Source organism: Nostoc sp. JL23 (assembly GCF_017115065.1).
GTDB lineage: Bacteria > Cyanobacteriota > Cyanobacteriia > Cyanobacteriales > Nostocaceae > Nostoc > Nostoc punctiforme_A.
Genome location: NZ_JABXKN010000036.1, coordinates 101,503 through 124,714, shown reverse-complemented (window position 1 = coordinate 124,714; position 23,212 = coordinate 101,503). Strand labels below are relative to the sequence as shown.

Annotated in this window: 24 protein-coding genes; 6 read left to right on the top strand and 18 right to left on the bottom strand. The window is 40.5% G+C overall.

The window, feature by feature from the left end:
• Window positions 1-135: 135 nt before the first annotated feature.
• Window positions 136-591 carry a response regulator gene (locus HWQ42_RS06870; protein ID WP_292810442.1) on the bottom strand — a complete coding sequence of 152 codons (456 nt, stop codon included), beginning with the start codon at window positions 589-591 and terminating at the stop codon, window positions 136-138.
• A gap of 293 nt (window positions 592-884) precedes the next feature.
• Entirely contained in the window at window positions 885-3,197 is a 2,313-nt protein-coding gene (locus tag HWQ42_RS06865; RefSeq protein ID WP_292810440.1) for an NACHT domain-containing NTPase, read from the bottom strand.
• A gap of 396 nt (window positions 3,198-3,593) precedes the next feature.
• Here HWQ42_RS06865 and HWQ42_RS35450 point away from each other — a divergent pair, with 396 nt between their 5' ends.
• On the top strand, window positions 3,594-3,839 hold the full coding sequence (locus HWQ42_RS35450; RefSeq protein ID WP_367119039.1) for a DUF3775 domain-containing protein: 246 nt from the start codon (window positions 3,594-3,596) through the stop codon (window positions 3,837-3,839).
• 214 nt (window positions 3,840-4,053) lie between these two features.
• Here the strand turns inward: HWQ42_RS35450 and HWQ42_RS06860 are convergent, their stop codons facing one another.
• The 6 genes from HWQ42_RS06860 to HWQ42_RS06835 form a co-directional block, all read right to left on the bottom strand.
• Window positions 4,054-4,302, bottom strand: coding sequence for a DUF1816 domain-containing protein (locus HWQ42_RS06860; protein ID WP_292810438.1), 249 nt, complete (start codon window positions 4,300-4,302; stop codon window positions 4,054-4,056).
• A gap of 578 nt (window positions 4,303-4,880) precedes the next feature.
• Window positions 4,881-5,195, bottom strand: a complete 315-nt coding sequence (locus HWQ42_RS06855) for a fasciclin domain-containing protein (RefSeq protein WP_334812231.1) — start codon at window positions 5,193-5,195, stop codon at window positions 4,881-4,883.
• 316 nt (window positions 5,196-5,511) lie between these two features.
• Window positions 5,512-6,114 carry a hypothetical protein gene (locus HWQ42_RS06850; protein ID WP_292810436.1) on the bottom strand — a complete coding sequence of 201 codons (603 nt, stop codon included), beginning with the start codon at window positions 6,112-6,114 and terminating at the stop codon, window positions 5,512-5,514.
• Window positions 6,115-6,159: 45 nt separating this feature from the next.
• Window positions 6,160-7,185, bottom strand: a complete 1,026-nt coding sequence (locus HWQ42_RS06845) for a glucokinase (protein ID WP_292810434.1) — start codon at window positions 7,183-7,185, stop codon at window positions 6,160-6,162.
• 84 nt (window positions 7,186-7,269) lie between these two features.
• The gene (locus HWQ42_RS06840) at window positions 7,270-7,917 is read right to left on the bottom strand and encodes a histidine phosphatase family protein (RefSeq protein ID WP_292736590.1); all 648 of its coding nucleotides are present in this window, start codon (window positions 7,915-7,917) and stop codon (window positions 7,270-7,272) included.
• 223 nt (window positions 7,918-8,140) lie between these two features.
• Window positions 8,141-8,872, bottom strand: coding sequence for an ABC transporter ATP-binding protein (locus HWQ42_RS06835; RefSeq protein ID WP_229552279.1), 732 nt, complete (start codon window positions 8,870-8,872; stop codon window positions 8,141-8,143).
• 177 nt (window positions 8,873-9,049) lie between these two features.
• On the opposite strand from HWQ42_RS06835, the gene HWQ42_RS06830 reads away from it, so the two are divergent.
• A complete protein-coding gene (locus tag HWQ42_RS06830) occupies window positions 9,050-9,889 on the top strand; it encodes an Rpn family recombination-promoting nuclease/putative transposase (RefSeq protein WP_292810431.1) in 840 nt (279 codons plus the stop codon).
• Between the two features lie 2 nt (window positions 9,890-9,891).
• Here HWQ42_RS06830 and HWQ42_RS06825 read toward each other — a convergent pair whose 3' ends face one another.
• The 6 genes from HWQ42_RS06825 to HWQ42_RS06800 all read right to left on the bottom strand — a co-directional run bounded on the left by HWQ42_RS06825 (window position 9,892) and on the right by HWQ42_RS06800 (window position 15,284).
• The gene (locus tag HWQ42_RS06825) at window positions 9,892-10,683 is read right to left on the bottom strand and encodes an ABC transporter ATP-binding protein (protein WP_292810429.1); all 792 of its coding nucleotides are present in this window, start codon (window positions 10,681-10,683) and stop codon (window positions 9,892-9,894) included.
• Window positions 10,684-10,734: 51 nt separating this feature from the next.
• Entirely contained in the window at window positions 10,735-11,673 is a 939-nt protein-coding gene (locus HWQ42_RS06820) for a branched-chain amino acid ABC transporter permease (protein ID WP_292810427.1), read from the bottom strand.
• A gap of 40 nt (window positions 11,674-11,713) precedes the next feature.
• Window positions 11,714-12,664, bottom strand: a complete 951-nt coding sequence (locus HWQ42_RS06815) for a branched-chain amino acid ABC transporter permease (protein WP_292810425.1) — start codon at window positions 12,662-12,664, stop codon at window positions 11,714-11,716.
• A gap of 7 nt (window positions 12,665-12,671) precedes the next feature.
• Window positions 12,672-13,934, bottom strand: a complete 1,263-nt coding sequence (locus tag HWQ42_RS06810; RefSeq protein WP_292810423.1) for an ABC transporter substrate-binding protein — start codon at window positions 13,932-13,934, stop codon at window positions 12,672-12,674.
• A gap of 291 nt (window positions 13,935-14,225) precedes the next feature.
• Window positions 14,226-14,549 (bottom strand): DUF6464 family protein, encoded by a 324-nt coding sequence (locus HWQ42_RS06805; protein ID WP_099100824.1) that lies wholly within the window; start codon window positions 14,547-14,549, stop codon window positions 14,226-14,228.
• Between the two features lie 228 nt (window positions 14,550-14,777).
• The gene (locus HWQ42_RS06800; protein WP_292810419.1) at window positions 14,778-15,284 is read right to left on the bottom strand and encodes a hypothetical protein; all 507 of its coding nucleotides are present in this window, start codon (window positions 15,282-15,284) and stop codon (window positions 14,778-14,780) included.
• Between the two features lie 430 nt (window positions 15,285-15,714).
• Between HWQ42_RS06800 and HWQ42_RS06795 the strand changes: the two genes are divergently transcribed.
• Entirely contained in the window at window positions 15,715-16,182 is a 468-nt protein-coding gene (locus HWQ42_RS06795) for a GNAT family N-acetyltransferase (RefSeq protein ID WP_292736573.1), read from the top strand.
• Window positions 16,183-16,229: 47 nt separating this feature from the next.
• Here the strand turns inward: HWQ42_RS06795 and HWQ42_RS06790 are convergent, their stop codons facing one another.
• The 4 genes from HWQ42_RS06790 to HWQ42_RS06775 form a co-directional block, all read right to left on the bottom strand.
• Complete coding sequence (locus tag HWQ42_RS06790) at window positions 16,230-16,694, bottom strand: methyltransferase domain-containing protein (RefSeq protein WP_292810417.1); 465 nt, start codon at window positions 16,692-16,694, stop codon at window positions 16,230-16,232.
• Window positions 16,691-17,821 (bottom strand): CO2 hydration protein, encoded by a 1,131-nt coding sequence (locus HWQ42_RS06785; protein WP_292810656.1) that lies wholly within the window; start codon window positions 17,819-17,821, stop codon window positions 16,691-16,693. The genes HWQ42_RS06790 and HWQ42_RS06785 overlap by 4 nt, the downstream gene beginning before the upstream one ends.
• Before the next feature lie 141 nt (window positions 17,822-17,962).
• Entirely contained in the window at window positions 17,963-19,468 is a 1,506-nt protein-coding gene (locus tag HWQ42_RS06780) for an NADH-quinone oxidoreductase subunit M (protein ID WP_292810415.1), read from the bottom strand.
• 117 nt (window positions 19,469-19,585) lie between these two features.
• On the bottom strand, window positions 19,586-21,442 hold the full coding sequence (locus HWQ42_RS06775) for an NAD(P)H-quinone oxidoreductase subunit F (RefSeq protein WP_292810413.1): 1,857 nt from the start codon (window positions 21,440-21,442) through the stop codon (window positions 19,586-19,588).
• Window positions 21,443-22,101: 659 nt separating this feature from the next.
• On the opposite strand from HWQ42_RS06775, the gene HWQ42_RS06770 reads away from it, so the two are divergent.
• The 3 genes from HWQ42_RS06770 to HWQ42_RS06760 all read left to right on the top strand — a co-directional run bounded on the left by HWQ42_RS06770 (window position 22,102) and on the right by HWQ42_RS06760 (window position 23,157).
• Window positions 22,102-22,410, top strand: coding sequence for a carbon dioxide-concentrating mechanism protein CcmK (locus HWQ42_RS06770; protein ID WP_012410633.1), 309 nt, complete (start codon window positions 22,102-22,104; stop codon window positions 22,408-22,410).
• A 93-nt stretch (window positions 22,411-22,503) separates the two neighbouring features.
• A complete protein-coding gene (locus HWQ42_RS06765; RefSeq protein ID WP_010995041.1) occupies window positions 22,504-22,848 on the top strand; it encodes a carbon dioxide-concentrating mechanism protein CcmK in 345 nt (114 codons plus the stop codon).
• 6 nt (window positions 22,849-22,854) lie between these two features.
• On the top strand, window positions 22,855-23,157 hold the full coding sequence (locus HWQ42_RS06760) for a EutN/CcmL family microcompartment protein (protein WP_094327600.1): 303 nt from the start codon (window positions 22,855-22,857) through the stop codon (window positions 23,155-23,157).
• The last annotated feature ends 55 nt before the right edge of the window (window positions 23,158-23,212 follow it).

Below are 23,212 nucleotides of genomic sequence, written 5' to 3'. Positions count from 1 at the left end.
GTCGATTTATCGCGGGGAGTGTCAAATTGTAGGCTGTGTTTAACCTACATTTGTACTCTGAACAAGGGTTTTAGCTATGCAGTCTAGAAATTTATTTCAGGGCGGTTAAACAACGCAGATACTTAAACTTACTTACTAGTTTGTAACTAGTAACTCTGTGCAAAAATTTTCCGTCACATTTTCCTGTACTTGATTCACAATCATAGAAACAAATTCGTCAAGGTGGAATGGCTTAAGTAAATATTCTTCAAAGTCTACATCTGGAATTTGATCGCAAGTACCTGTAGTAGATGTTGAAGTCACAATGATTGGGATATGCTTACCATTGTCTACCTCTATAGCATTCAATGTATTTACCAATGTATAAATACTTTCACCTAAAAACCTAACTTCACTGACAATAATGTTGGGTGTGAACCAACTCAGGGTTTCTAAAGCTTCCTTTATAGAACCAGCAGTAATCACATTTGCGCTTAGGTCTTCGAGTAAAAAAGCATACAAATCTCTACTATCGCGATCGTTGTCTACAACGAGTACTTGTAAACCTTTGAGTATCCCAACTGCCAAGCAAAAGTCATTGATTAAATTCATAATAAGACCTGCGATTAAGACTTTAAGGGCAAAGCGATCTGAAAAATCCTTAGTCTTAAGGAGACGAGACAAGCGGATAGGTAAAATAAAGAGTAGTAGAGAACCACTAAATGGTTAGAATTACTAGGTTCTGTTCTTATACTATGAGCGGGTGTTGTTTGATTTCCTAAATGAATTGATTAAGTACGACACAAAACGTAAAAAAAACTTTTCAAAAAAGGGCGCGGTATGTTACCTCCAAAAATCTGTGGTTCAATTAACTGAAAATAGCTGTAAAGAATTAATCAACAAAACTATTCCCATTCCCTGTCCTCAAGTTCCTTCTGAGGCAATAATAAGGTGGCTTCAATTTCTTGCCTGATAGCAGGGGTTACTTCACAATTGCTATGCAGGCAATCGAGTAGTAACTGATTAGCATCATAGTAACGTTGTAACACTTGCTGTTGTTCAAGGCTAAACTCCCACTGGTGGTTAATGTTGCGATAATTAATCACCGTTGTCTTTAACTGTTCAGCCCAGGTTGAATAGTTCGTCTCCCACCATAGCTCAAACCGTTCTTGACTTTGACGAGAATTTGGGAATTGGTCAGAGAGTTGTTGCAAGGATTTATGAAGTCCAACATCCAGAACAATGCCCAGAATGATTGAGAGAGCATCTCCACAGGCGTGGACGTGAGCAAAGTCCTGGCTCCCATCAATTGCACACTCCAGCAGTAGGTCATCTAATGCGGCATCCAGAAACATCCCTTGGTCGAGGCTGCTGGCTAGAGCAAAGTGAGGAGCTACGTGAGGAGTCCGACTTAAGGCCAGGTAAAATGCTCGAATGGTCGCATCTTTTGCTTGGGTGGGAATACTACGAGATTTTTGGCTAGCCCATGCCAAAAATTCTTGTAAATAAGGGTCTTGGGCAACCAGTGCATCAATCTGTTGCTTCATCAACTGTACTAGAGAGTCTGCACTCCGAAGCATGTTAGCGGTTAACAAGAAGATTTCGCGCCAGTGCGGGTCAGTGATATGACTGACTAGACCAGAGAGCGCTTGCTCAAATGCCTGTAGGTTATGGCTGGCAACGATTTTTCTCGCTGTGAAGTATTCTTGAAAGGCCAGATAGGAGAAAGAAAAAATTCCCCGCGCCCGTTCTGCCAGTAGCCCATGTTGAGCTTCGATTGCTTTCAAGGCCGCTTCGCTTTCTACTTGCAGTTCGTCTGCATCCATTGGCACGTTGGTCAGATTCTGAATATAGTCACCAATATATTGTTCAACGATGCGTTGCTCAAAAAAGTACTGACCGTCTTCAAATGTCGCTGCTGCAATCTGACTCAGTAATTTGAGCTTTTGTGGTAACAAAAACCCTCGGTAAACCTCATCCCGCTCTATGCCTTTGGCTTCATCCCATTTACCTAATAGAAGGTCTAAACCTTGCTTATAAAAGTCAGTCCGCTTAGTCGGAAATTTTTCTTGGCCGTGAAACACCCAGCAGGCAAGATTCAGAAATAGGGGTGTGATGACGAGTTGGCGAAATTGCCAGTTTTCAGCTAAGTCTAGCTTCTGAATAAACTCAGCAGATTGGGACTGACCATCTTGAGTGTTGGTCTTACTAAAGGCCGTAAACCATTTTTGAGCGAAGGCTTGAATTTGTTCTGAGGTAAATGGGGCAATTTCAACATCGGTAAACCCTCGGAGTCTAAGTCTTTGAGATGCGGTTCGACAGGTGGCCACTAACTGATTTTTGTGATATTTATCTGAAAATCTGCGAATTTCGCTTAAGACAGCATTGCTTTGTTGGTTAAGAATTTCGTCCATACCATCAAGCAACAATAACACTCTGCCTGCATTAAGCAAGGTTTCGATGACTGAGGGATCGGAAATTCCAGATGTGATAAACTCCTGGCGAATGTACTTTAATAAGCTGAAGTCGTTGGTAATCTTAGACTCTTGGGCAAAATTTCTCAGTGTGATAAATATCGGCACATAATTTGATATAAATGCGCTTTGGTTACACTGAATGGCGAGATGTTGCAAAAAGGTGGTTTTACCTACTCCTGGTTTACCTAGCACCCTGAGCTTGGAGTATGTTTTAACTGCTTGTGTACCAGGTATCTGGTTCAGGTCAATCTCACCTAAGCCAAAACGGTCAAATTCTTTGGGATCGAGTTTTTCCAGTTCGGTGATTTCTAAGCACTGTTGACTGGCAATTTGCTCCAAAATATTCAAGTCTATATATATGTCATTGATCGCAACGGGACGACTGATATCCAATAACTGCAAAGTACCACACTGATCTTGAATTTTGTCGAAGCGTTGCGATCGCACTTCTTCCACTAATCTGTCAATATCTAAGACAGAGGGCTGGGTGTATTCTTCTAGTTCACGGAATTCTGCCGGAGGATTGGTAGCAATCTCCCGCCAATTCAGTTCCAAAACTAAGCAAATCTCAATAAAGGTATGACGCTCAACCGGACGACCACTAAAAAACCGCCAAATCGGTTGTCTAGTCTTGAGGTTGACTTCTGCGGCTAGATTATCTTGTGTCCACCCTTTGAGAGCAAATGCCCTTTTAGCCTCTTGAATTCCAGTAAGTGATGCTTGGAGCGATCGCTTGACCATAGGACAAAAACCCTGCTCCTCAAATCATAGACTTTAACTTTTATTAATATCTGCAATCTTATAGCTTTCTCTGTGATAATAACATTTTACTCGTTTAAAGTTATACAAAACCCCAAAGTATACCTTCATTTTTTAAACTTTTGTATTTAAATCAAACATTAGACGTTGATCTTATACATTTCAAACTTTCGACAAGACATGAATTCAAACACGTATCTGTAATGCTCAAGTATGAGTTGAAGGCTTATTTGCCAACTACTTGCTTGATTGCAAGCATATGGTTGCATAACATAAATATTGTTTAAATATATTTACGTAGAAATTTTTTGTAATATAAATAACCGAGTTTATCGATATTGAAATTTTTGTTTATTCACTCCAACTTAAATCAAAAATATGAATTTCTTATTAATCAACAAAATATATAACGTTATTAAAATTGCTGAATTAGTTTATGGTTCAATCGAATCTGAGAGAACAAAGCAATCAGAAACCTTTATAGACAAATTGTCTAATTATTTAGAGGATTTTCACATTATAGAAAGATATTCAATAAATATATTACACAAATATATTGACGAATTCTCCGAGGAAGAAAAAGCAGAGGTAATAGCCCTGATGTGGCTTGGTCGAGGTATATGAGGTGGACAGTTAGAAGACTTCTCCAATTTGATTAAAAAATAGTACAACTTATAGCGTTTTCTAAGCAACTGAAGTACACCCAAATCTTGTTTCTCAAGGTTAGTAGCTTTAAAAGCGTATCTCACCAGGTCGGAAATTGCTATATACATCCAAATTATGCAATTGGTTATATTCTCGAAAGACCCCTTTTAGCAAAATATCTGCGAGATGGGCTTCAAAAACTAGATATTTGTAATTCTGCTTTATCCTGAAAAATTGTCAAAACATTAGGCTGACATTGTTTGATTATTGCAATGATATCCCTGGCTTCTTCTTGATATAAGTCTTCGATGTAGCCAGTTCTAGAAAGTTGTGCCTCTTTCTCGCTATCAAAAGGGCCAAAGTAATAAGTACAGCGTGGAACAGCCGTGTTAATTTCTACCCACCAAGCAAACTCTGACTGATTAGATTGAAATAAATTCATGAGGGATACCAATGATTAATTAAACTTGATTGAAGATAGCTTTTGTTTTTATTTTTGCTCGTGTAGTTTTCTACAATGGCATTTCCTGATAGCAGTGGCTACAACGCCAGTAAACTCCTTTTGAACTGATGTGACGGAGTAAAGCATTTGAACAGCAAAGAAAAGTATATTTTCTATTCATAGATTGGCTGATTTTTGTAGATATATCAGCTTGGCTGTAAACAGCAATCAAATCATTTCGAATCGTTAATAAATGTTTCATTTTCATAGCCTAAATTATTAAATGAATTTAGCTGGTATTGTTTTTATTGCTCAGGCAACTTTGAAGATAAATGATGTAGCCGTCTAAAGTATTTACTAAGTAAAACAACCTTAAAAAACATCAAATAAACCTCTTTTCGAAGAGGAGAGAGGTCTGATATTTAATTTGATTGAGTTACTTAAAGTATATCTAGACAGTCATGAGGTAGTAACTATAAATAGTTTCTAGCCCACAGACGTTATTTGTTATGTATGATGTTTATTTACCGAGGAATCAATAATGATGTGGATGACACCGTTATCATCAACATCGGGTGTTAAGATTGTGGGCAATAATCTACATTGATACTATTGAAAGGGTTAATTTTAAAACTTGAACTTTCAATCGGCTTTATGGGCATCATCTTCCCGGAAACGATATGATACGTCAGGAGTTCCTGGAGATTATTAATATTCTTAAGCAATGTCTCTACAGTATCTACTGGAAGCATTGCAAAAGCTTGATCTGTGGATGCAGAGGCGATAAACGAGTCAACACCTTTGAGAGTATCTATCAAATTGGCAGCCTTGATTGCATCAACTAGGGTGCTAAAAGAACCAGCGCTAACGGCAGGATCAATAATATCAGCCATTTATTTCACTTGGTTTTATTTAATTTGCTAATTATTCTTAGCATAAAACCCTAGTGTTAGAAATCATGTTTGAGTAAGCAGTTGAGTAGCGTATAAGTTGTATAAGATGAGCTAAAAAAATTAAATAATTAAAATACAGCAGAATTTAGAAGTCAATGGAAAAATATTGTTAGCGACAATCCAAAATTTTTTATCCAGTTTGCGGTGCATTGCGGAAACTGGAATACATTATACACTATCTTCAATTATTTGTGCCAACCTATTTCTTAGCCCTGCAATTAATTGCAAGGCTAATCTGGTAGAAGTTTTATTTATTTCACTTTTTCAAAACTACATTGAAAGAATTTAAATACCCAGTAATGGTTTTAGCTAGTGTCTTCTGCTGTTTTTTTGTAGTTATTGCCATTACTTGATATAGTCTTCCTTCGGCAACATACATTCTACTTATAGTAATTTTTCCTCCAGAATTGATGTACTCAATTTCTTTGCCGGGATGATTATTGTAACTACGAATGTTTCGTTGACTAATTAAATTGCTTTTCGTAGTCTTTAAAGCCATATCCCGTGCATTATTAAGTACAGCTTGAGGATCAGCCATTTGACCGTAACTATAAGGAAAATCATTGTAAGCAACTATGTATGCTACTTGCTGTTTTGGTGGTTGAGCGACAAATATTTCTAAAGCAATTTCCCCCATGTAAGTTTTTTGGTATTCGGTATTTCTATTGGGGCTTCCCGGCATCAAAATTGTAAAACGTCCATCTGGAGGAGTGTATAACTTCCATTGTGGCTGCACGGGTTGAGAAACGGTTGGTTTGACAACAGCTACCCGAGGTTTGGGTTGACGCGCTTCCACAAGAACAGAGCCACCACAGACAATGGTGGCGGCTATTAGTGGCAACAGACTTTTAACTGTCATATTTTTTGCCCTTTGAGATGCTGATCTCACTGATGATGCCAGCTGTTATAACCTAGCAGCACATAAAGCAGCACCAATTAGGCCGACTTGCGAGTTGAGGATAACATACACCGGGATCTCTTCGAGGAGACGGCGCATTCTACCTTTTTGGGTGAAATTTAATAAGAAACCGCTGTTTTGGATTAAGGGCAGGATTTTGGGTGCAATTCCACCAGCGATGTATAAGCCACCGTAAGGTAGGAGTTTCAAGGCAAGATTGCCGGCTTCTGCACCGTAAGCCTCTATAAATAATTGCAAAGTTTGTTCCGAGAGGCGATCGCGTTTTTCTAGTGCAGCCGTACCAATGACAGCACCGGGATCGACACTTTTCTCTTCTTGTCCGGCTTCTTGTTCCCAAGTTCTTACGATTTGGGCGATATCTGGTGATTCAGCAGCAAATTTGCGATCGCGCAGAAATTGGTAAATTGCTACAATTCCCATTCCAGAAACCACGCGTTCTACAGAAATGCGCTGGATATCATGCTTACCCAGCAGGTATTTCAACAGTTGAAACTCGATTTCGTTTCGAGGGGCAAAGTCAGCGTGTCCACCTTCTGAGGGAAACACTTGATAGTCGTTTCCCTGTTTAATTAAAAATCCTTGCCCTAAACCAGTACCAGCACCAATAATAGCAATAGGGGTTTCGGGTTGAGGTTTGCCAACTTGCAACGTGTGCAAGTCTTGTTTTTGTAAACCTGAAATGCCATAGCCAACGGCGGCGAAGTCGTTAATCAAAGAAATATGTGGGATACCCAATTCTTCTTCTAAACGTTCGGTATCTAGGAACCAGGCTAAATTGGTTAGTTTGGCAGTATTTTTGACAATGGGGCCTGCGATCGCAAAACACGCCTTTTCTGGTGTAGGTGTATTAGCTTTGACCAAAAACTGCTGCACTATAGGTACTAAATCGGGAAAATCAGCGCTGTGGTAACTTTCCTGATAAATAGTATGTGAATTTGGTGAATCTGATGTTTCAACCAATCGCAAAATAGTTTTCGTACCGCCGATGTCTCCTGCTAGTAACAAAGTCATAGAATTTATTCGTGAATTAATTACTTTTTTTGTAGGATATACCCAACGTAGCAGAAGGCATGAACGCAAATCTCTATCAGAGGTTTAGGCAAATCGAATAACTTCTTCTATGTGGGTTAAATGGGAAGTATCTCCCGTTAGCTCTAATAACCATTCTGGGTCTTGGCGTACCACTTTTACCAGAGAACACAAAGAAGCTTTGACTTCTGTTTTGGCAATTTCCCCCACTAGTCCCATTGCTCCGCCTAACACAGATGCACCGTGCGCCACTAGCAGTATATCCTCTGGGAAGAACTCAGTAGCTAAACATCTAGCAGTTTGCCCAGAACGTTCTCGTACTTTTTCGTGAGTTTCAGGATATTTGGCGGCAATGCGCGAAGTATAGCTGCTGTCAATTCTGGGGAATAACTTTGCTAAAGCTGGAGTTGACAGTCTTTCGGGTTCTTCCGTCATCCAAACTGGATTTAGCCATTCACTCAAACCTGTTTCGAGTTTAATCGATAAGTTGAGCATTTCTGCAACTGCGTTTGCCGTTTGTACCGTTCGCAAGAAAGGAGAAGCGAAAATATGTCCAATCTTTTCTCCTTTCAATCGTTTAGCTAATTGCTGTGCCTGCACCATCCCATCATCAGACAAAGGTGGATCGTAGCGTCGTTCGGCGGTGAGAAACCAATCGGGGTTTACGAAGTCGAGGCGGTTAGCGTGTCTTGCTATCCAGACTATTTGACTCATGGGTTTAATGATTCCGGTGAATAGAATTCGCCGCTAAACAAATATATAGATATCTGCAAGGAGGGCTATAAATATTAATATATTATGACAAAATCGTAATAATTTTTAATAATACTGACGATTAGGAAAAGTTATAAGTAGAAATTAGTTAAGATTGTGTAAAGAACTCAAATGTAAGTACCAGACTGGGACGGTTCAAACCAAACTCCACGCTCAATATTAATTATCCTAAATAAGCTTTTTTAACTCGCTCATCACTAATTAATTCTGATGCTGCACCTGTTAAAGTTATAGAACCAGCCTCTAGAACGTAACCGCGATCGGCAATTTGCAGCGCCAAATTCGCGTTTTGTTCAACTAACAAAATAGTCACGCCTGTAGCCCGGAGATTTTCAATAATAGAAAAGATTTCCCGGACGATCGCAGGTGCTAAACCTAAGCTAGGCTCATCTAAAAGTAACAGTTGTGGTTTACTCATTACAGCACGTGCGATCGCTAACATTTGTTGTTCACCACCGCTGAGGGTTCCTGCTAGTTGATTGCGTCTTTGTGACAAGCGCGGAAATAGCTCAAATTGGCGCTGAATATCTGCTTTTATCTCAGCTTGATTGGAGCGAATATAAGCACCTAAAAGTAAATTATCAAATACTGTTTGCCGCGCTAATACTCTACGTCCTTCAGGACAATGGGCGATACCAAGTTGTACAACTTCATGAGTTTGGCGGCGGTTAATATTATGTCCATTATAAATAATTACGCCACTTTTAGGATTAACTACTTTAGATATGGCGCGGAGTGTGGTAGTTTTACCAGCACCATTAGCACCAATTAGAGTAACTACCTCGCCTTTTTGAATAATTAAATTAATTTTTTTGAGAGCTTGGATACCGCCATAATTAACATCAAGTTCTTGAACTTCTAAAATTGTATAGTTTGGCTTGCTATCGGCTTTCATCGGCGGTTTACATCCAGAAATGTTGATTCAAAACCTAACATACATCAATCATACATTTCTTAAAACAGTGCGTAGGCGTACCCCGTCGTAAGACATTGCTGAAACTTCAAACCAACGCCATAATACCGCAATCTTTATGATGTACTATTAATTACTGATAAAGATAGCAAGCGTCCTGTGGCAAAAGTAGCAGATATTGGTAGCAAGCGACTAATTAATTTAGCTCCCGATGCATGGGTAAAGTGGGTGACACAGCGTCCTGAAGTCGTGGCGAAAGAAATTCTCGGCTCTGAGTTTCATTGGATTAGCCGGGAAACAGATGTGTTGGTCAAAGCATACAGTGCTACTCACGGAGATTTTTTAGTATTAAATGAACTACAGTTGCGTTACACGGCACAGATGCCTCTACGGATGAGAGCATATACTGCCTTGGCACAAGAACGCTATCGATTGCCAACTTACCCAGTACTGATCAACATTTTACCGCCCCCATCTACCTTAACTATTGCCAGTGGTTACGATCAGGAATTTTTGGGATTACGTGCCATCCAAGATTATCGGACGATTAATTTGTGGGAAATCGATGCTGAGATAGTCTTTCAGCAACCATTACCATCGTTGTTACCCTTTGTACCAATCCTGCGAGGAGGGGGAGAGGTATCAGTTGTGCAACGCGCATTACAGGCTCTACGAGCAGACGCACAGTTGAACGAGTTAGAATCATTGCTGGCATTTTTTGCTAGCTTTGTCTTAGACACGCCTTTAGTACAACAAATCATGAGGTGGGATATGGCAGTATTGCGAGAATCGCCTTGGTATCAGGAAATTGAGCAAAGAGGTATTCAGCAGGGTGCGCGACGGCAGCTAATCCGGGTATTGGAACAACGCTTTGGCGAAATTCCTCATGAAGTGGAAGTAAGGTTTGAGGGCGAGAGTGTGGAAAAATTAGAAAATTTAATGGATAGTGCGATCGCTGTGAGTTCTTTAGAAGAATTTGTGGTAATTTTGTCTACGTAAATTCATTCATTTCCCAAATAAGCTTCAATTACAGCCGGATCATTTCTGACAACTGCTGGTTCGCCCAATGCAATCAATTGCCCAAAATCTAACACCGCAATGCGATCGCACAAACCCATAACTAATGGTACATGGTGTTCTATAAGGACGATCGTCAAATTGAAGTCATTGCGGAGGCTACGGATAAATTCACTCAATTGCTGCTTTTCGTTAGGGTTCATCCCCGCCGCAGGTTCATCGAGAAGTAAAATTTGTGGTTGTAATGCCAAAGCGCGGGCAATTTCTAGCCGTCGCTGATCGCCGTAAGCAAAGTTTTTGGCTTTTTCGTCAGCGCGATCGCTCAATCCCACCAAATCTAATAAATCTAAAGCTTTTTGCTTAGTTTTTAATTCTTCACGAGGTGCTGGTGGTAATCCCAAAACACCTGTAATCATATTACTTTTAGTGTGTAAATGTCGGGCGATTATCACATTTTCTAACGCTGATAATTCCCCAAATAAGCGGATATTTTGGAAGGTACGGGCGATACCTAAAGCAGCAATTTGATGAGGACGCAGTTGAGAAACTTCTGCACCTTGATAAATTAAGTTACCGCTAGAAGGTGGAATGAAGGCAGTAATCAAATTAAACAGTGTTGTTTTGCCAGCACCATTAGGGCCAATTAATCCAAAAATTTCATGTTGATTTACACTAAAAGATACATTATTGACCGCCACTAAACCACCAAAGCGGCGAGTTAATGCTCTTGCTTCTAAGACAATATTGCTGTTAGCTTCTGAAATACTATGTGACATTTTTGCATACTATTATGAATATAAAACTTACGCAATAACTCTCTAAAACTCTTATTCCTTTGCGTGCTTGGCGGTTCGTTTTTTTATTTGAAAAACATCTGGAGTAATTAGCCCTTGAGGGAAAAATATTGTACCTATTACTATTAAAAAGCCAAAAATAATTAATCTACCATCTCGCAAAAACTGCGCTAACCAATTAGGTAAACCACCAGTATCAGCAAGGCTTCGCAGAATCTCTGGTAAAGCTGTAAATACCATACCTCCGACTACTGGTCCTAAAAAACTTCTCGAACCACCAATTAAAACAAAAGTTAAATATATAATACTACTATCAAAAGTACCTTGGCGAGCATTCCAGGTATTGAGGAAGTGAGCGCTAATTGCACCTACAACCCCTGCAAGTATCGCCCCTAATGTAAACGCTAAAACTTTGTAATAAGTCGGATCAATCCCCATTGCACCCGCAGCTAATTCATCTTCACGGATCGCGATAAAAGCTCTTCCTACGCGGATACGTTCTAAACGATAAAGTAGCACCATACTAATTAATAGTAAAGGCAGAACAATCCATAAATATTCAAGTTGTGTTTGGAACGGTTGAGGAATGCCAAAAATCCCAACAGCACCGCCTGTAATATCTAGATTGAGGGAGATGACGCGTAGAACCTCCACAAAAGCGATAGTTGCGATCGCTAAATAAATTCCTCGCAATCTCAATGCTGGAATTCCCACCATTACACCCAATAATCCAGAAATTACACCAGCAATTAACATCTCCAAGAACAACAAGTGAATTGGAAATAAACTACTGCTAGATGTAAAAACTTTTGTGGATAAAATTGCTGCAATATATCCACCTAAAGCATAAAATCCTGGACTAGCTAAAGACAATTGTCCTGTCATTAGCGGTAAGTAAAGCGATAACCCTAGTAACGCCCCCAATACCATAGAGACAATTAAAGAAGCGTAAGTAGCGAAAAAATCAGCCATTTTATTTAATATGTATATGTTTTCATAGCGCTACGTCTCTTTAAACTTTCTGAATAAACCGCCGCCCTAACAAACCTTGAGGTCTAACTAATAGCATGATAAACAAAATTGCAAAGGCTACTGCGTCTTTATATCCAGAATAATCAGCAGGGACAAACGCCTCTACTAATCCGATTAACAAACCTCCCAACACTGCACCGGGAATACTACCTAAACCACCTAAGACAATTACCGCTAAACCCCGCAAACCAAAAGCAATGCCGAAATATGGCCCTGCAATACTAACACTAGAGGCAACTAAAGTTCCTGCTAATCCTGCTAAAAAACTGCTGATGAAGAATGTTAGGATGATAAAGCGATCGCTATTAATTCCTAACAAACTAGCTGTAGTTGGATCTTCTGCGATCGCTTGCATTGCCTTACCATATTTAGTTCGATTGATAAAATAGGTAAGAATTGCCACGATCGCTACTGACACAGTAAAAATTACCACCTGAACACTGCGAATCGGAATTGGGTTTTCTGGACTCCCAAAGTTAATCGCAGGTGGCAAATTACCATAAGTATTTGCGGGGTATGTATAACTTTCCGCGCCTATTAAATACTGGATTAAATTCACAATTACCACTGCTACTCCCAAACTGGAAACAACAGTTAGCAAAGGATCGGAGCCTTGACGGCGCAAAGGTTGAAAAGCAACACGTTCCATCACTACCCCTACCAATCCTGCCAAGGTGCTTCCTAAAATTAAGGCTATAGCAAATGGTAAATTTATCGGCAAGGCTGCATTAGCCAGCAAGCCATTAAATCCAAAGTTCCCACCCATAAGTGCATAAGTGAAATATGCACCCAAGGTAAAAATCGCGCCATGAGCTAAATTAATAATGCCCAAAATAGAATAAACCAAGGTATATCCCAAGGCAAAAATTGCATAGACGCTGCCAATGGATAACCCATTTAATAATTGCTGCAAAAAGATATTGATATTCATGTCGCAACTATTTTAGAAATGTGAATTTACCTTGACTCCCATCTTTTTCCATTTTTATTTGGGCAACATAAAAATCTTTTTGTACAACTTCACCTGTGGGAGTAAAACCAATTTCACCCAATGGTGTATTGTATGCTCCTTCAAGTATTTGTTTGTTTAACTGCGTCCGTAATTCTGATAGCTGTAGTTTGTTGATTTTGCTCTTTTTATCTAAAGATTGGAGTGCTTCGACATAAACCTGCACTGCTGCAAAAGCTTGGGCACTAAATTGGGGTGGTTCTTTTTTATATTCTTCAATATAGGCTTTACGAAATGCCGCGTTAATTTCACCTGGATGTTCTGGACTGTAGGCTTGAGCAATCAATACTCCATCACAAAGTGCTTTACAAACTGGCAATAAATTCGATGTATTTAGACCATTTCCACCGACAATTAAGCCTTTATAACCTAGTTCCCGCAATTGCCTAACTAAATTACCACCATCAGCAGCCAAGCCAGAAATAATTACCAAATCTGGTTTGAGATTAATTGCATTGGTAGCTTGGCTTTGAAAATCTGTATCACTGGTTTGGAATTTTTGGACTGTTACCAATTCCAGCCCTTGATCTTTAACTGTTTGCTGAAAAATTTCCGTTTCTGACTTGCTAAATGCATCATTTTGGGCGTAGAAAACTGCAACTTTTTTCAGTTGAGGATTTTGCTTAAGTGCCGCTTTCACCGAATTAGGGGCAACGATGGAAACTGGTGCAGAAACACGAGCAACGTAATCACCAATTTCAGGAATATTTTTAGCAGTATTTGATGGCCCAATAATTGGTACTTTTGCACGTTCGCCAATCGGATCGGCACTAAAGGCTTGCTGTGACAAAGTTGGCCCGACAATTCCAATAACTTTATCTTTATTAATTAGAGTTTGAAAAGCGTTAATTGCTCCTGCTTCATCACCGCTAGTATCTTGAAAAACTAATTTAATTGGTGTGCCATTAACACCACCTTTACTATTGAAATACTTTTGGGCAAGTTTGGCTCCAGCGACTTGCTCTTGACCCAATAATGCCACATTGCTAGTTTGGGCAACACCAATACCGATGGGAATACCACCTGATAATGTACCCGTTGTCGCTGGGGTATTGCTTGCAGTGTTATTTGGGGTAGTATTTGGAGTATTAGTGGGAGAATTTGTCACTGTACTAGTACCACCACCACAGCCTGTTAGTAGTAAAGCGCAAGTTGATAATAATGCTGTTGTCCGAGTGATCGCGTTGTTCATCGTTGGATAGTCATTTAGTTATGAGATATTCGGCAAGAGTTAATAGTAAAGCTTATAATCTGCAAACAAAATAATGCAGATTTACACTTTTGCACGAATTCTATTAAATCATTCTTATTTCACCATGCAAAGAGAAATATTCAAAGTGCTTGTAAATACAAATTATTATAATTAGTAATGATTTTATCATTCCCTGGTTCTACTGCTATGAAGTCGCTGGAAAATTATCCGCGTCAGAGCGTCTGTGTTAACCAGGTAATTTTAGGTCGGTTGAGTATTAAGTAAGGAATCTTAAGTGCTTTTTTCATTACCAGTTAGTTCTCTAGGTTCGTAGTGACGGCAACCGTTACATGGGCCTTCAGGATTGATCGCACAGCGGATGTAACCAGACCGAGCATTAAACTTGCAGCTGATATCGCCAATTAAATAACCCACCCCTTCTAAATAATAGCGATCGCCTTCCACAGGTCTGACGTTTTGCCGTCCCTGCACCACTGGAAAATTCATGGCTGCTTGCCTCATCCGCAAGCGCGATCGCTGGGTTCTACGGATCATCCACAGAGAAAACAGGGACGGTAAAAAACCAACGGCAATCACTAAAAGTGTCTTTAACACCTTCTTTTTACCTCTTCTGTGCGCTGATTGATTGTCCCTGATGTTACACTCTGGTTTTACGGAAGTGCAAATATTAGGGCGGCTTTGTTTCTTTGTCACCAACTATGGTTGCAAAGAAATAATGGCAGTGTGGTATCTAGCAATTTTGAGAAATAAGTTCCTTCTGCCACTTCAATCAGCATAACTGTTACAACCTCAAGGGTGAGATGCCGTTGAATGTTGATAATTTTAAGATTTGTTTACTAACACCTTTTTAAACAAGCATTTTGTGTCAGCCTCAACCCCACTCTTGTTTTTTGTCTGTGGCTGCGATGCTAATCTTTTTTTGGTTTGCTGACGAAGTTGCTGTGCTAGCTGTGTGGCTTCCCTTTCGGCTCGGAATAAATCAACTTTTCGCGTCGTCAGAATAAATGAGTTGTCAGACTTTCGTTTCACCCAAGGAACGCTAACTGTAAAATACTGACAAATATTTTTGTATGGCTCCTGATCTAGAATTGGGTAACTTTTTTGAGTATTTAGGGTGTTAGCGATCGCTTTCAACTCGAATATCGCTGCTTCTAACTCTCCTGCCATCTGATTGATACGTTCAACTTGTGCAATCAAACGCTCTCCTTCGCTGATGATTTTTTCCTCTTGGGGTCGCAGTGGCACTATAGCAGTAGTTACAGATTTAGGCTGCAACAACGAAACTTTTCGCAAAATGGGCTTTTTGTCAATGTTTTGTATTTTTTGCATACTACCTCAAACAAGGCTAGCTGACTTGTAAGGCATTTTAGCAGCAAATAGTACTTTTGTACTAAAACAATTTCCCTTGAACATCAGCGAATTTTAAAGTCCCTCTCCCAAGCTCTACGGTGTACACACAAGTCGAATTACCCCCCTTAATCCCCCCTTATAAAGGGGGGAAACCGGAAATCCAGTTCCCTCCCCTTTATAAGGGGAGGGTTAGGGTGGGGTAAAACCCAGATTCATCAGGTATTTCAGACTTGTGTATACACCGTGTAAGCTTGGGAGAGGGATTTAGGGTGAGGGTTTTTGATTCATACCAGAAGTCTATTATGCTGAAGCGAAAATAGCGCCGCAAAATATGTTTCTCTGTGGAAATACCCAGACTCATCAACACTGATAATATTGTTAATTAGAGTTAGCGATCGTTAATTAATTTATGAGAATAAGAATATACGAAATAGCTGATACCAAAGAAATTATGAAATTGTTCTACGATACTATTCACGAGGTGAATATTCGTGATTATACAGAAGAACAGGTAGCTGCTTGGGCACCAGCAAACATGGATATTGAAGTTTGGATTAAAAGTTTAGGAAGTAAGTTTACTTATGTAGCAGAAGAAGACAAAATTATTGGTTTTGGAGAATTAGAGGCTAATGGCCATATTGACCGTTTCTATTGTCATAAAGATTTTCAAAGGAAAGGTGTTGGTAAGAAAATCTTAGAACAGATTGAATTAAAGGCAAAGTCTTTAGGAGTGGAAAAGTTATTTACAGAAGCCAGTATTACAGCTAAACCTTTTTTTGAGAGTCAGGGATTTATTGTTATCAAAAAGCAAGAGGTAGAGCGTAGAGGGCAAAAGCTGATAAATTTCGTCATGGAAAAAGACTTCAAAAATTACTAAACTCATCGGATTCAAGTAATTTAAAAAAAGTTGTTCTAGCTTATGATTTATGACCTACAGCCAGAATTACAAAAGCGGGAATTTCCACACCATTTTTTGTGACATACTTTGAGGCTCCCTCGATAAAGGATACCCAAGCTACAAACCACCGCCTCAAACTGGCCCGACTCGAAAGTTAGGTTCTCAGCATCCCCATGATGGAATGACCCTTGAGGACATCGCTCTTTGGCAATGTCCACCATCTTCTCTGCAAAGTCTAATCCTGTTACTATAGCCTGCCGCTTTAGTGCTGCGGCACTAAGCCACCCAGTTCCGCAAGCCACATCCAGCAATCGAATACCAGACTTAGCTTCGACGGCATCCAATATGGCTTCATCTACCTGAGAAGTCACAACAGCGATACCTCCGGTGAGCTTCGCTAACGTGCGATCGTATTCTTGAGCTACAAGAGAAAATTTGTCGCGCTCAAATTGCTTGAATGCCTCGTGAGTAATGGTGGAATCATCTGTCATTTATTGACATCCAGCAACCGCGAAGTTTGTAACCGACTCATCCACTTCTCTAAATAAACTCGATTATCTTTTTGCTCATTTGGATCTTTAGTATCTAAAGGATGAGGCATCAGTCCCAAAATCGTTGCTGTCGTCACGCAAAACATCGATTTTTGGAAACTTATGCAAATTTGGACTCGCAAATCATCTTCACCCCGAAGACTGCGACGATAAATTTCGTGCAAATACTCTGGAAGATAATGACGCATATCTTGCATCAACAAGGTAGGAGGAATACCTGCGCCGCCGATGGGTAAAGGATCGGCATACAATGCGCCATATTGAAATCGGGTTTGATCTGGGGGAATTTGATATCCTTGGGCATTGTATGAAACAGTGCCGTGGAAAGGAGTTCCCCGGAAAAATACTGCTTCTACATAAGGTATTGCTGTATCTGCTAAGAAGGTCAAACCAACGCTTTTGGGAATGATTTCATAGACCTTACCTCGAATTTTGACAGCGTAGGTAATTGGGTTTGATGCATTTGCCACTAACCCTGCTTTAATGTGTTCTACAACTTGGGGAATCGATTTGATTTCGCCTCGGTCATAGCGGTCTGATAAGTTAAGGAACATATCAGCCATGACTCGCCAGAATTGACCTAAACCAGTGTAGTAAGCAGAAACGCGCAAATGTTCTGTTAAAAAATCTGGAAACAGTTGGTTAATACTCTGAATTAAGGGATTATTTTTAAATTTTGCGTTAATAACGGCTTGCGCTCTTTCTTGAAATTCTTGTGTATCTAAATACGTATCTAGTCCGCCGCCACCATGCCACATCATGCCTTTCATGCAATATTCGGCATATTCAAAATTAATTCGGTCATGCCACCAGTGACGGAGTAATTTCTGAAAAGAAACCTCTCCATTAAAGTATTTAAAAAATGGGAAAAATACTAAAAACTGATGTTCGGCAATATAGTTAAGATTTTTTGAGTAAGCATCTAAAACTACCCCATAGCTTTTAAGAATACCCACAACTTCCAGCACATTATCTGGACTATCGGGGAGTAATGCGTCTCCTTTTTGTAGACGTTCAATATACTCAGCTAAAGGATTGTGAGTAGCTTTTTTTTTAATAGTTACCATTGCCATCTCTCCAAAAAGTTTAGGGATTGGGGCATTGGGCATTGGGTATTGGGCATTGGGCATTGGGCATTGGGCATTGGGCATTGGGAAAACTCTTCCCGATTCCCGATTCCCGATTCCCGATTCCCTACTCCTCATTCCCTACTCCCCATTCCCCATTGCTTTATCTAAGGACACTGCTAATACGACGTTTTGGGTATTTACCATTGCTGTAATTGTTGGTTCAGTCCAACGCACTAACCAACCAGGTTGAATGCCGAAAATCACAATCAGCACAGCTAAAATTGCAGCTGGGATGCGATCGCTCCAATACACACGTGGTAAGTTGGTAACTTGTGCAGATAAACGTCCAAAAAAGGCGCGGTTGACGAGAATTAAGAAGTAAACTGCGGTTAAACCAGTACCAAGCATACATAACAGGGTTTGCACTGGAAAAACTGGGAAACTTCCCCGATAAACTACGAATTCGGAAATAAACCCTAGCATTCCTGGTATACCGGCGCTGGCCATGACTCCGACAATCATCAAGCTACCGATTACTGGCATACCCCGTTCTGGGTTCAGTAATCCTTGAATGATTGCTAAATCACGGCTTCCGGCTTTTTTATACACAACTCCTACGAGCAAAAACAGCATGGCGGAAATCAAGCCGTGGCTAATCATTTGCATCACAGCACCCAATACACTTAAAGGTGTGGCGGCCGCCGCCGCTAAAAGCACATAACCCATGTGTCCAATGGAGCTGTATGCTACCATTTTTTTCATATCGGTTTGGGCGATCGCGCAAGATGAACCATACAGTACGCTCACTACAGCCCAAGTCGCCAACCAAGGAGCCAGATAAGCCCAAGCTTCTGGTAATAAGTTCATACCAAAGCGCAGTAAGCCGTAAGTTCCCAACTTCAACAGCACCCCAGCCAATAGCACGGAAATCGGTGTGGAAGCTTCAACGTGAGCATCTGGCAACCAAGTATGGAAGGGAACCAAGGGAATTTTAATTCCAAAACCGATCAAAATTCCCGCTAGCAATAAAAGCTGTGTTCCTAGAGGTAAAGTTGTCGCGTTCAAGGTTGCTAGTGCAAAGTTAGAGGAACCACTTAGCCAAACCATACCGAGGAAACTTGCTAAGAGCAGGATTCCCGAAACGGCTGTATAAATAAGAAATTTAGTCGCAGCATAACCCCGTTTGGCGCCACCCCAAATGGCTATCAGCAAATACAGCGGAATCAGTTCCAATTCGTAAAACAGGAAAAATAACAGTAAATCCTGTGCTAGAAAGGCTCCTGTCACCCCAGCGCTTAATAATAGTACCAAAGAGTAATAAAATTTAGGACGCTGTAGCGATTCATCGCTGCTGTAGATGGCAATGAAAGTTAACAATCCATTTAAAACCAGCAATGGCAAAGATAGACCATCTATTCCAAGGTTATAGTTCAACCCTAAAGCATCTACCCAAGGGAGAGACTCAGCAAACTGTTGAGTAATTTCTCCTGGATGGAACTGACTTACTAATACGATTGTCCACAAGAAAGCGATAATGGCAAAAACCAAAGCCACCCCACGGGCGAATTTTCCACTAATGCTTGAGGGGGAGAAACCAATTAAAGCTGCGCCGATTAACGGCACTAGAATTAAAACACTAAGCATAGACTTTAGGTAAGGGGAGCAGGGAAGCAGGGGAGCAGCACTTCGGCTACGCTCAGTGACCGGGGAGCAGGGAGAAAATAATAAATTTTTAACTCCTTAACTCAGCACTCAGCACTCTTAAAAAGGCAATTTATCTAATAAACCCAATGACCAACTGATGAAAAAACCCAGGACGCTGACAACTGCTAGGATGGTCAACATATAGCCCTGAGATTGCCCAGAAATGCTGTACTTTAAGGTTTGTCCGCCGAAAATTGTCGCAAACCCAACCAAGTTTACAAAACCGTCAACCAAGTAGCGATCGCTCCAAGCAGAAATTTTAGATAGCAGTGCTACTACACTGACCACGGTTACAAGATAAACTCGGTCAATATAAAAATCATAACCTAATAGGTCTTGCAGAAATCTCCACGCCAAGATTCTGGATCTTGACCAAGCTTTGTGCAGATAAACTGTACATCCTACTCCTACCCCCACTACGGTAGAACTAAACAAGGCTAACACCACATACCAATTAATACTTTCCCAGTCTGGTAGTAAGTACCATTGCTGTAGCATCAGAGGTAGAAGCAGAGTCAGCACTGTCAGAAACACCATTGGTAAGGCCATCTGCCAACCAACTTCTGGCGTGCGACGGGTTTTTTGTTGCGGTTTACCCCAGAAGACCAATCTAAATACTCTCGTCAAATTTAATGCTGTCAAACCATTGACTAATATTAAAACCCCAATTACCCAAGGGCTAATATTCACGAAACCGTCAGCCCATGCTAACATTGCCCAGAAACTTCCCAAGGGGAGGAGTGTTACCATCCCGGCTGAACCAACTACAAAGGCTGTAGTGGTAGCTGGCATCCGTGACCACAAACCGCCCATTTCTGTTAAGTCTTGGCTTTGGGTAGTTAAGATGACTGAACCAGAACTCATAAATAATAATGCTTTGGCGATCGCATGAGCTAACAGCAACATCAAGGCTACACCCCCTTGCTGTAATCCCACCGCTAAAAACACTAACCCCATGTATGCACTGGTGGAATGAGACAGCGATCGCTTAATGTCAATTTGAGCTATGGATACTAATGTGGCCCCAATCGCTGTCACCGTACCCATGACTACCAGGGCATTCAAGGCAACTGGCGACAGCGCTAATAATGGTTGAAATCTATACAGTAAATAAGCACCACCAGCTACTACCAGAGAGTTCCGCATTACCGAGGCGGGGTTGGGTCCTTCCATTGCCTCATCTAACCACAGGTGTAGTGGAAATTGGGCACATTTACCCGCAGGCCCAGCAATTAGTGCCAATCCTAGAAGCGTCGATGTCATTGGACTTAAATTAGCTGTTTGTGCCCACTCATATAAATCCGAAAAGTTCAAACTCCCGGCTAAGGTAGAAAGTGTCACTACAGCCATCAGCAGCAACAAGTCTCCTACCCGTTTAGTCCAAAACGCATCTCGCGCCGCAGTCACTACTAGGGGTTGAGCATACCAGAACCCCACCAGCAAGTAAGTCGAAAGCGTCAGTACTTCCAAAAGGGCATAGCTGAGAAACAAAGAATCACTGATTGCTAGACCACTCAGCGCCGCTTCAAAAAATCCCAGCAGCGCAAAAAAACGCGCTAACGACCAGTCCTTTTCCATGTAACCCAGAGCATAAACTTGTGCTAGTAAGCTTAACCCTGTAATTAAAACTGTTGCCCCAATACTGACCGGCGATAGTTCCAAGGCAAAAGATAAGTCTAAATCTGCTGCTTTAAACCAATTAATTAGTAAGTTTGCTGGTTCTCTATCCCAGATATTTTTAAATAGAAACAGGCTATGGACAAAAGCTAAAACAGTGGTCAATAAGTTTAAGTATGCCGCAGGTCTTGGCCCTGTCCGCTGAATTATTCCTATTCCCCACGGCAAGGTCAAAATTGCGCCCAATAAGCTATAAAAAGGCACAAACCAACTTGTTGAAAATAGAAATTGATCCATTTAAATTACCTTTATGACTCAACCTTAATTTTAAAAAAAAAATTCAAACCAATTTTTTATTTAATAAAATTAATTTACCAAAATTCCGATGTTTTTTTACTATTATTTTAACTAAACTTACAGAAGTACTTTTACTTAACGTTACCCTATTAAATATAAATAAAATATAACTTTACATAAGCAAAAGCATTTACTTGCCTTAATATCACCGACCTTTTTACATTTGTATTTCTACTTTGACCAAAGTACTTTATACGATATATTTGAAAAAGTTATATATATTTCACCTAGTCATTGTACACTTAGAAATATTTGAGAAAAGATAGATACAGCAAAACATACAGCCGCTGCTTACCCTTCATCAGATAGGATTAGCCTTGGTTATGAATGTCGTTTTGTAAATGTGATAAAGAAATTATAAAGCATAAGTGCCAGCTCAAGGAATCTGTAAACTTTAATTGCTCAGATGCCTAGATAACTTTTTGTTAAGTTTTTTAAAACTTTCTTATCATAAACTATTATAGTAATTTATATTGCCAGGAACGCCAAGCTTTCCTATGCTTAATTTGGAAGTGTTTTCTTAGCTATAAGATCAGGCTCTCCCCGTCAAAAAATTCAAACGACAGTACAGATTGCATTAATTTTGTAGGAGTTCTGCGATGCCAATTGCAGTTGGAATGATTGAAACGAAGGGCTTTCCAGCAGTGGTGGAAGCTGCTGATGCGATGGTGAAAGCCGCCCGTGTCACCTTAGTAGGGTATGAAAAAATTGGTAGCGCTCGCGTCACCGTGATAGTCCGGGGAGATGTATCGGAAGTGCAAGCTTCTGTAGCAGCTGGGGTTGAAGCGGCAAAAAGAGTCTTTGGTGGTGAAGTGTTATCCACTCACATCATTGCTCGTCCTCACGAAAACCTGGAATACGTCTTGCCGATACGTTACACAGAAGCGGTGGAACAATTCCGTACTTAAAAGCTGTTTAAACAAAGTAATTAACGCTCTTTGCTTGAAAAGAGCATCACTTTTGTCCAAGGCTAAAAAACTTTGAAATAGGGATTAAAACTAATGTCAATTGCAGTGGGAATGGTTGAAACGCTAGGCTTTCCAGCAGTAGTAGAAGCTGCTGATGCGATGGTGAAAGCTGCCCGCGTCACTTTAGTAGGTTATGAAAAAATCGGTAGTGGTCGGGTGACGGTAATTGTTCGGGGTGACGTTTCGGAAGTGCAAGCTTCTGTGGCCGCAGGAGTTGAATCTGTAAAGCGAGTCAACGGCGGACAAGTTCTGTCTACTCATATCATTGCTCGTCCTCACGAAAACTTGGAATACGTCCTCCCAATTCGTTATACCGAAGACGTAGAGCAGTTCCGGGAAAATGTGAATGCAATTCGTCCTTTTGGTAGAAGACCGTAATTTGTAATGCAAATTGCCAAAGTTCGCGGCACAGTAGTTAGCACCCAAAAAGATCCAACTCTTAGAGGTGTGAAACTACTATTGTTACAATTAGTAGATGAAAACGGCAATATCCTACCAGAGTATGAAGTAGCAGCAGATATTGTGGGAGCAGGAGTAGATGAGTGGGTACTCATCACTCGTGGTAGTGCCGCTCGTCAAGTTGTTGGCAATGAACAGCGTCCATTGGATGCAGCAGTGGTGGCGATCATAGATACTATTTACGTTGAAGATCGCCTCATTTACAGCAAAAAAGATCAATATCGATAGTCATTAGTCATTAGTCATTAGTCATTAGCTCTCGACAAAGGACAAATGACTAATG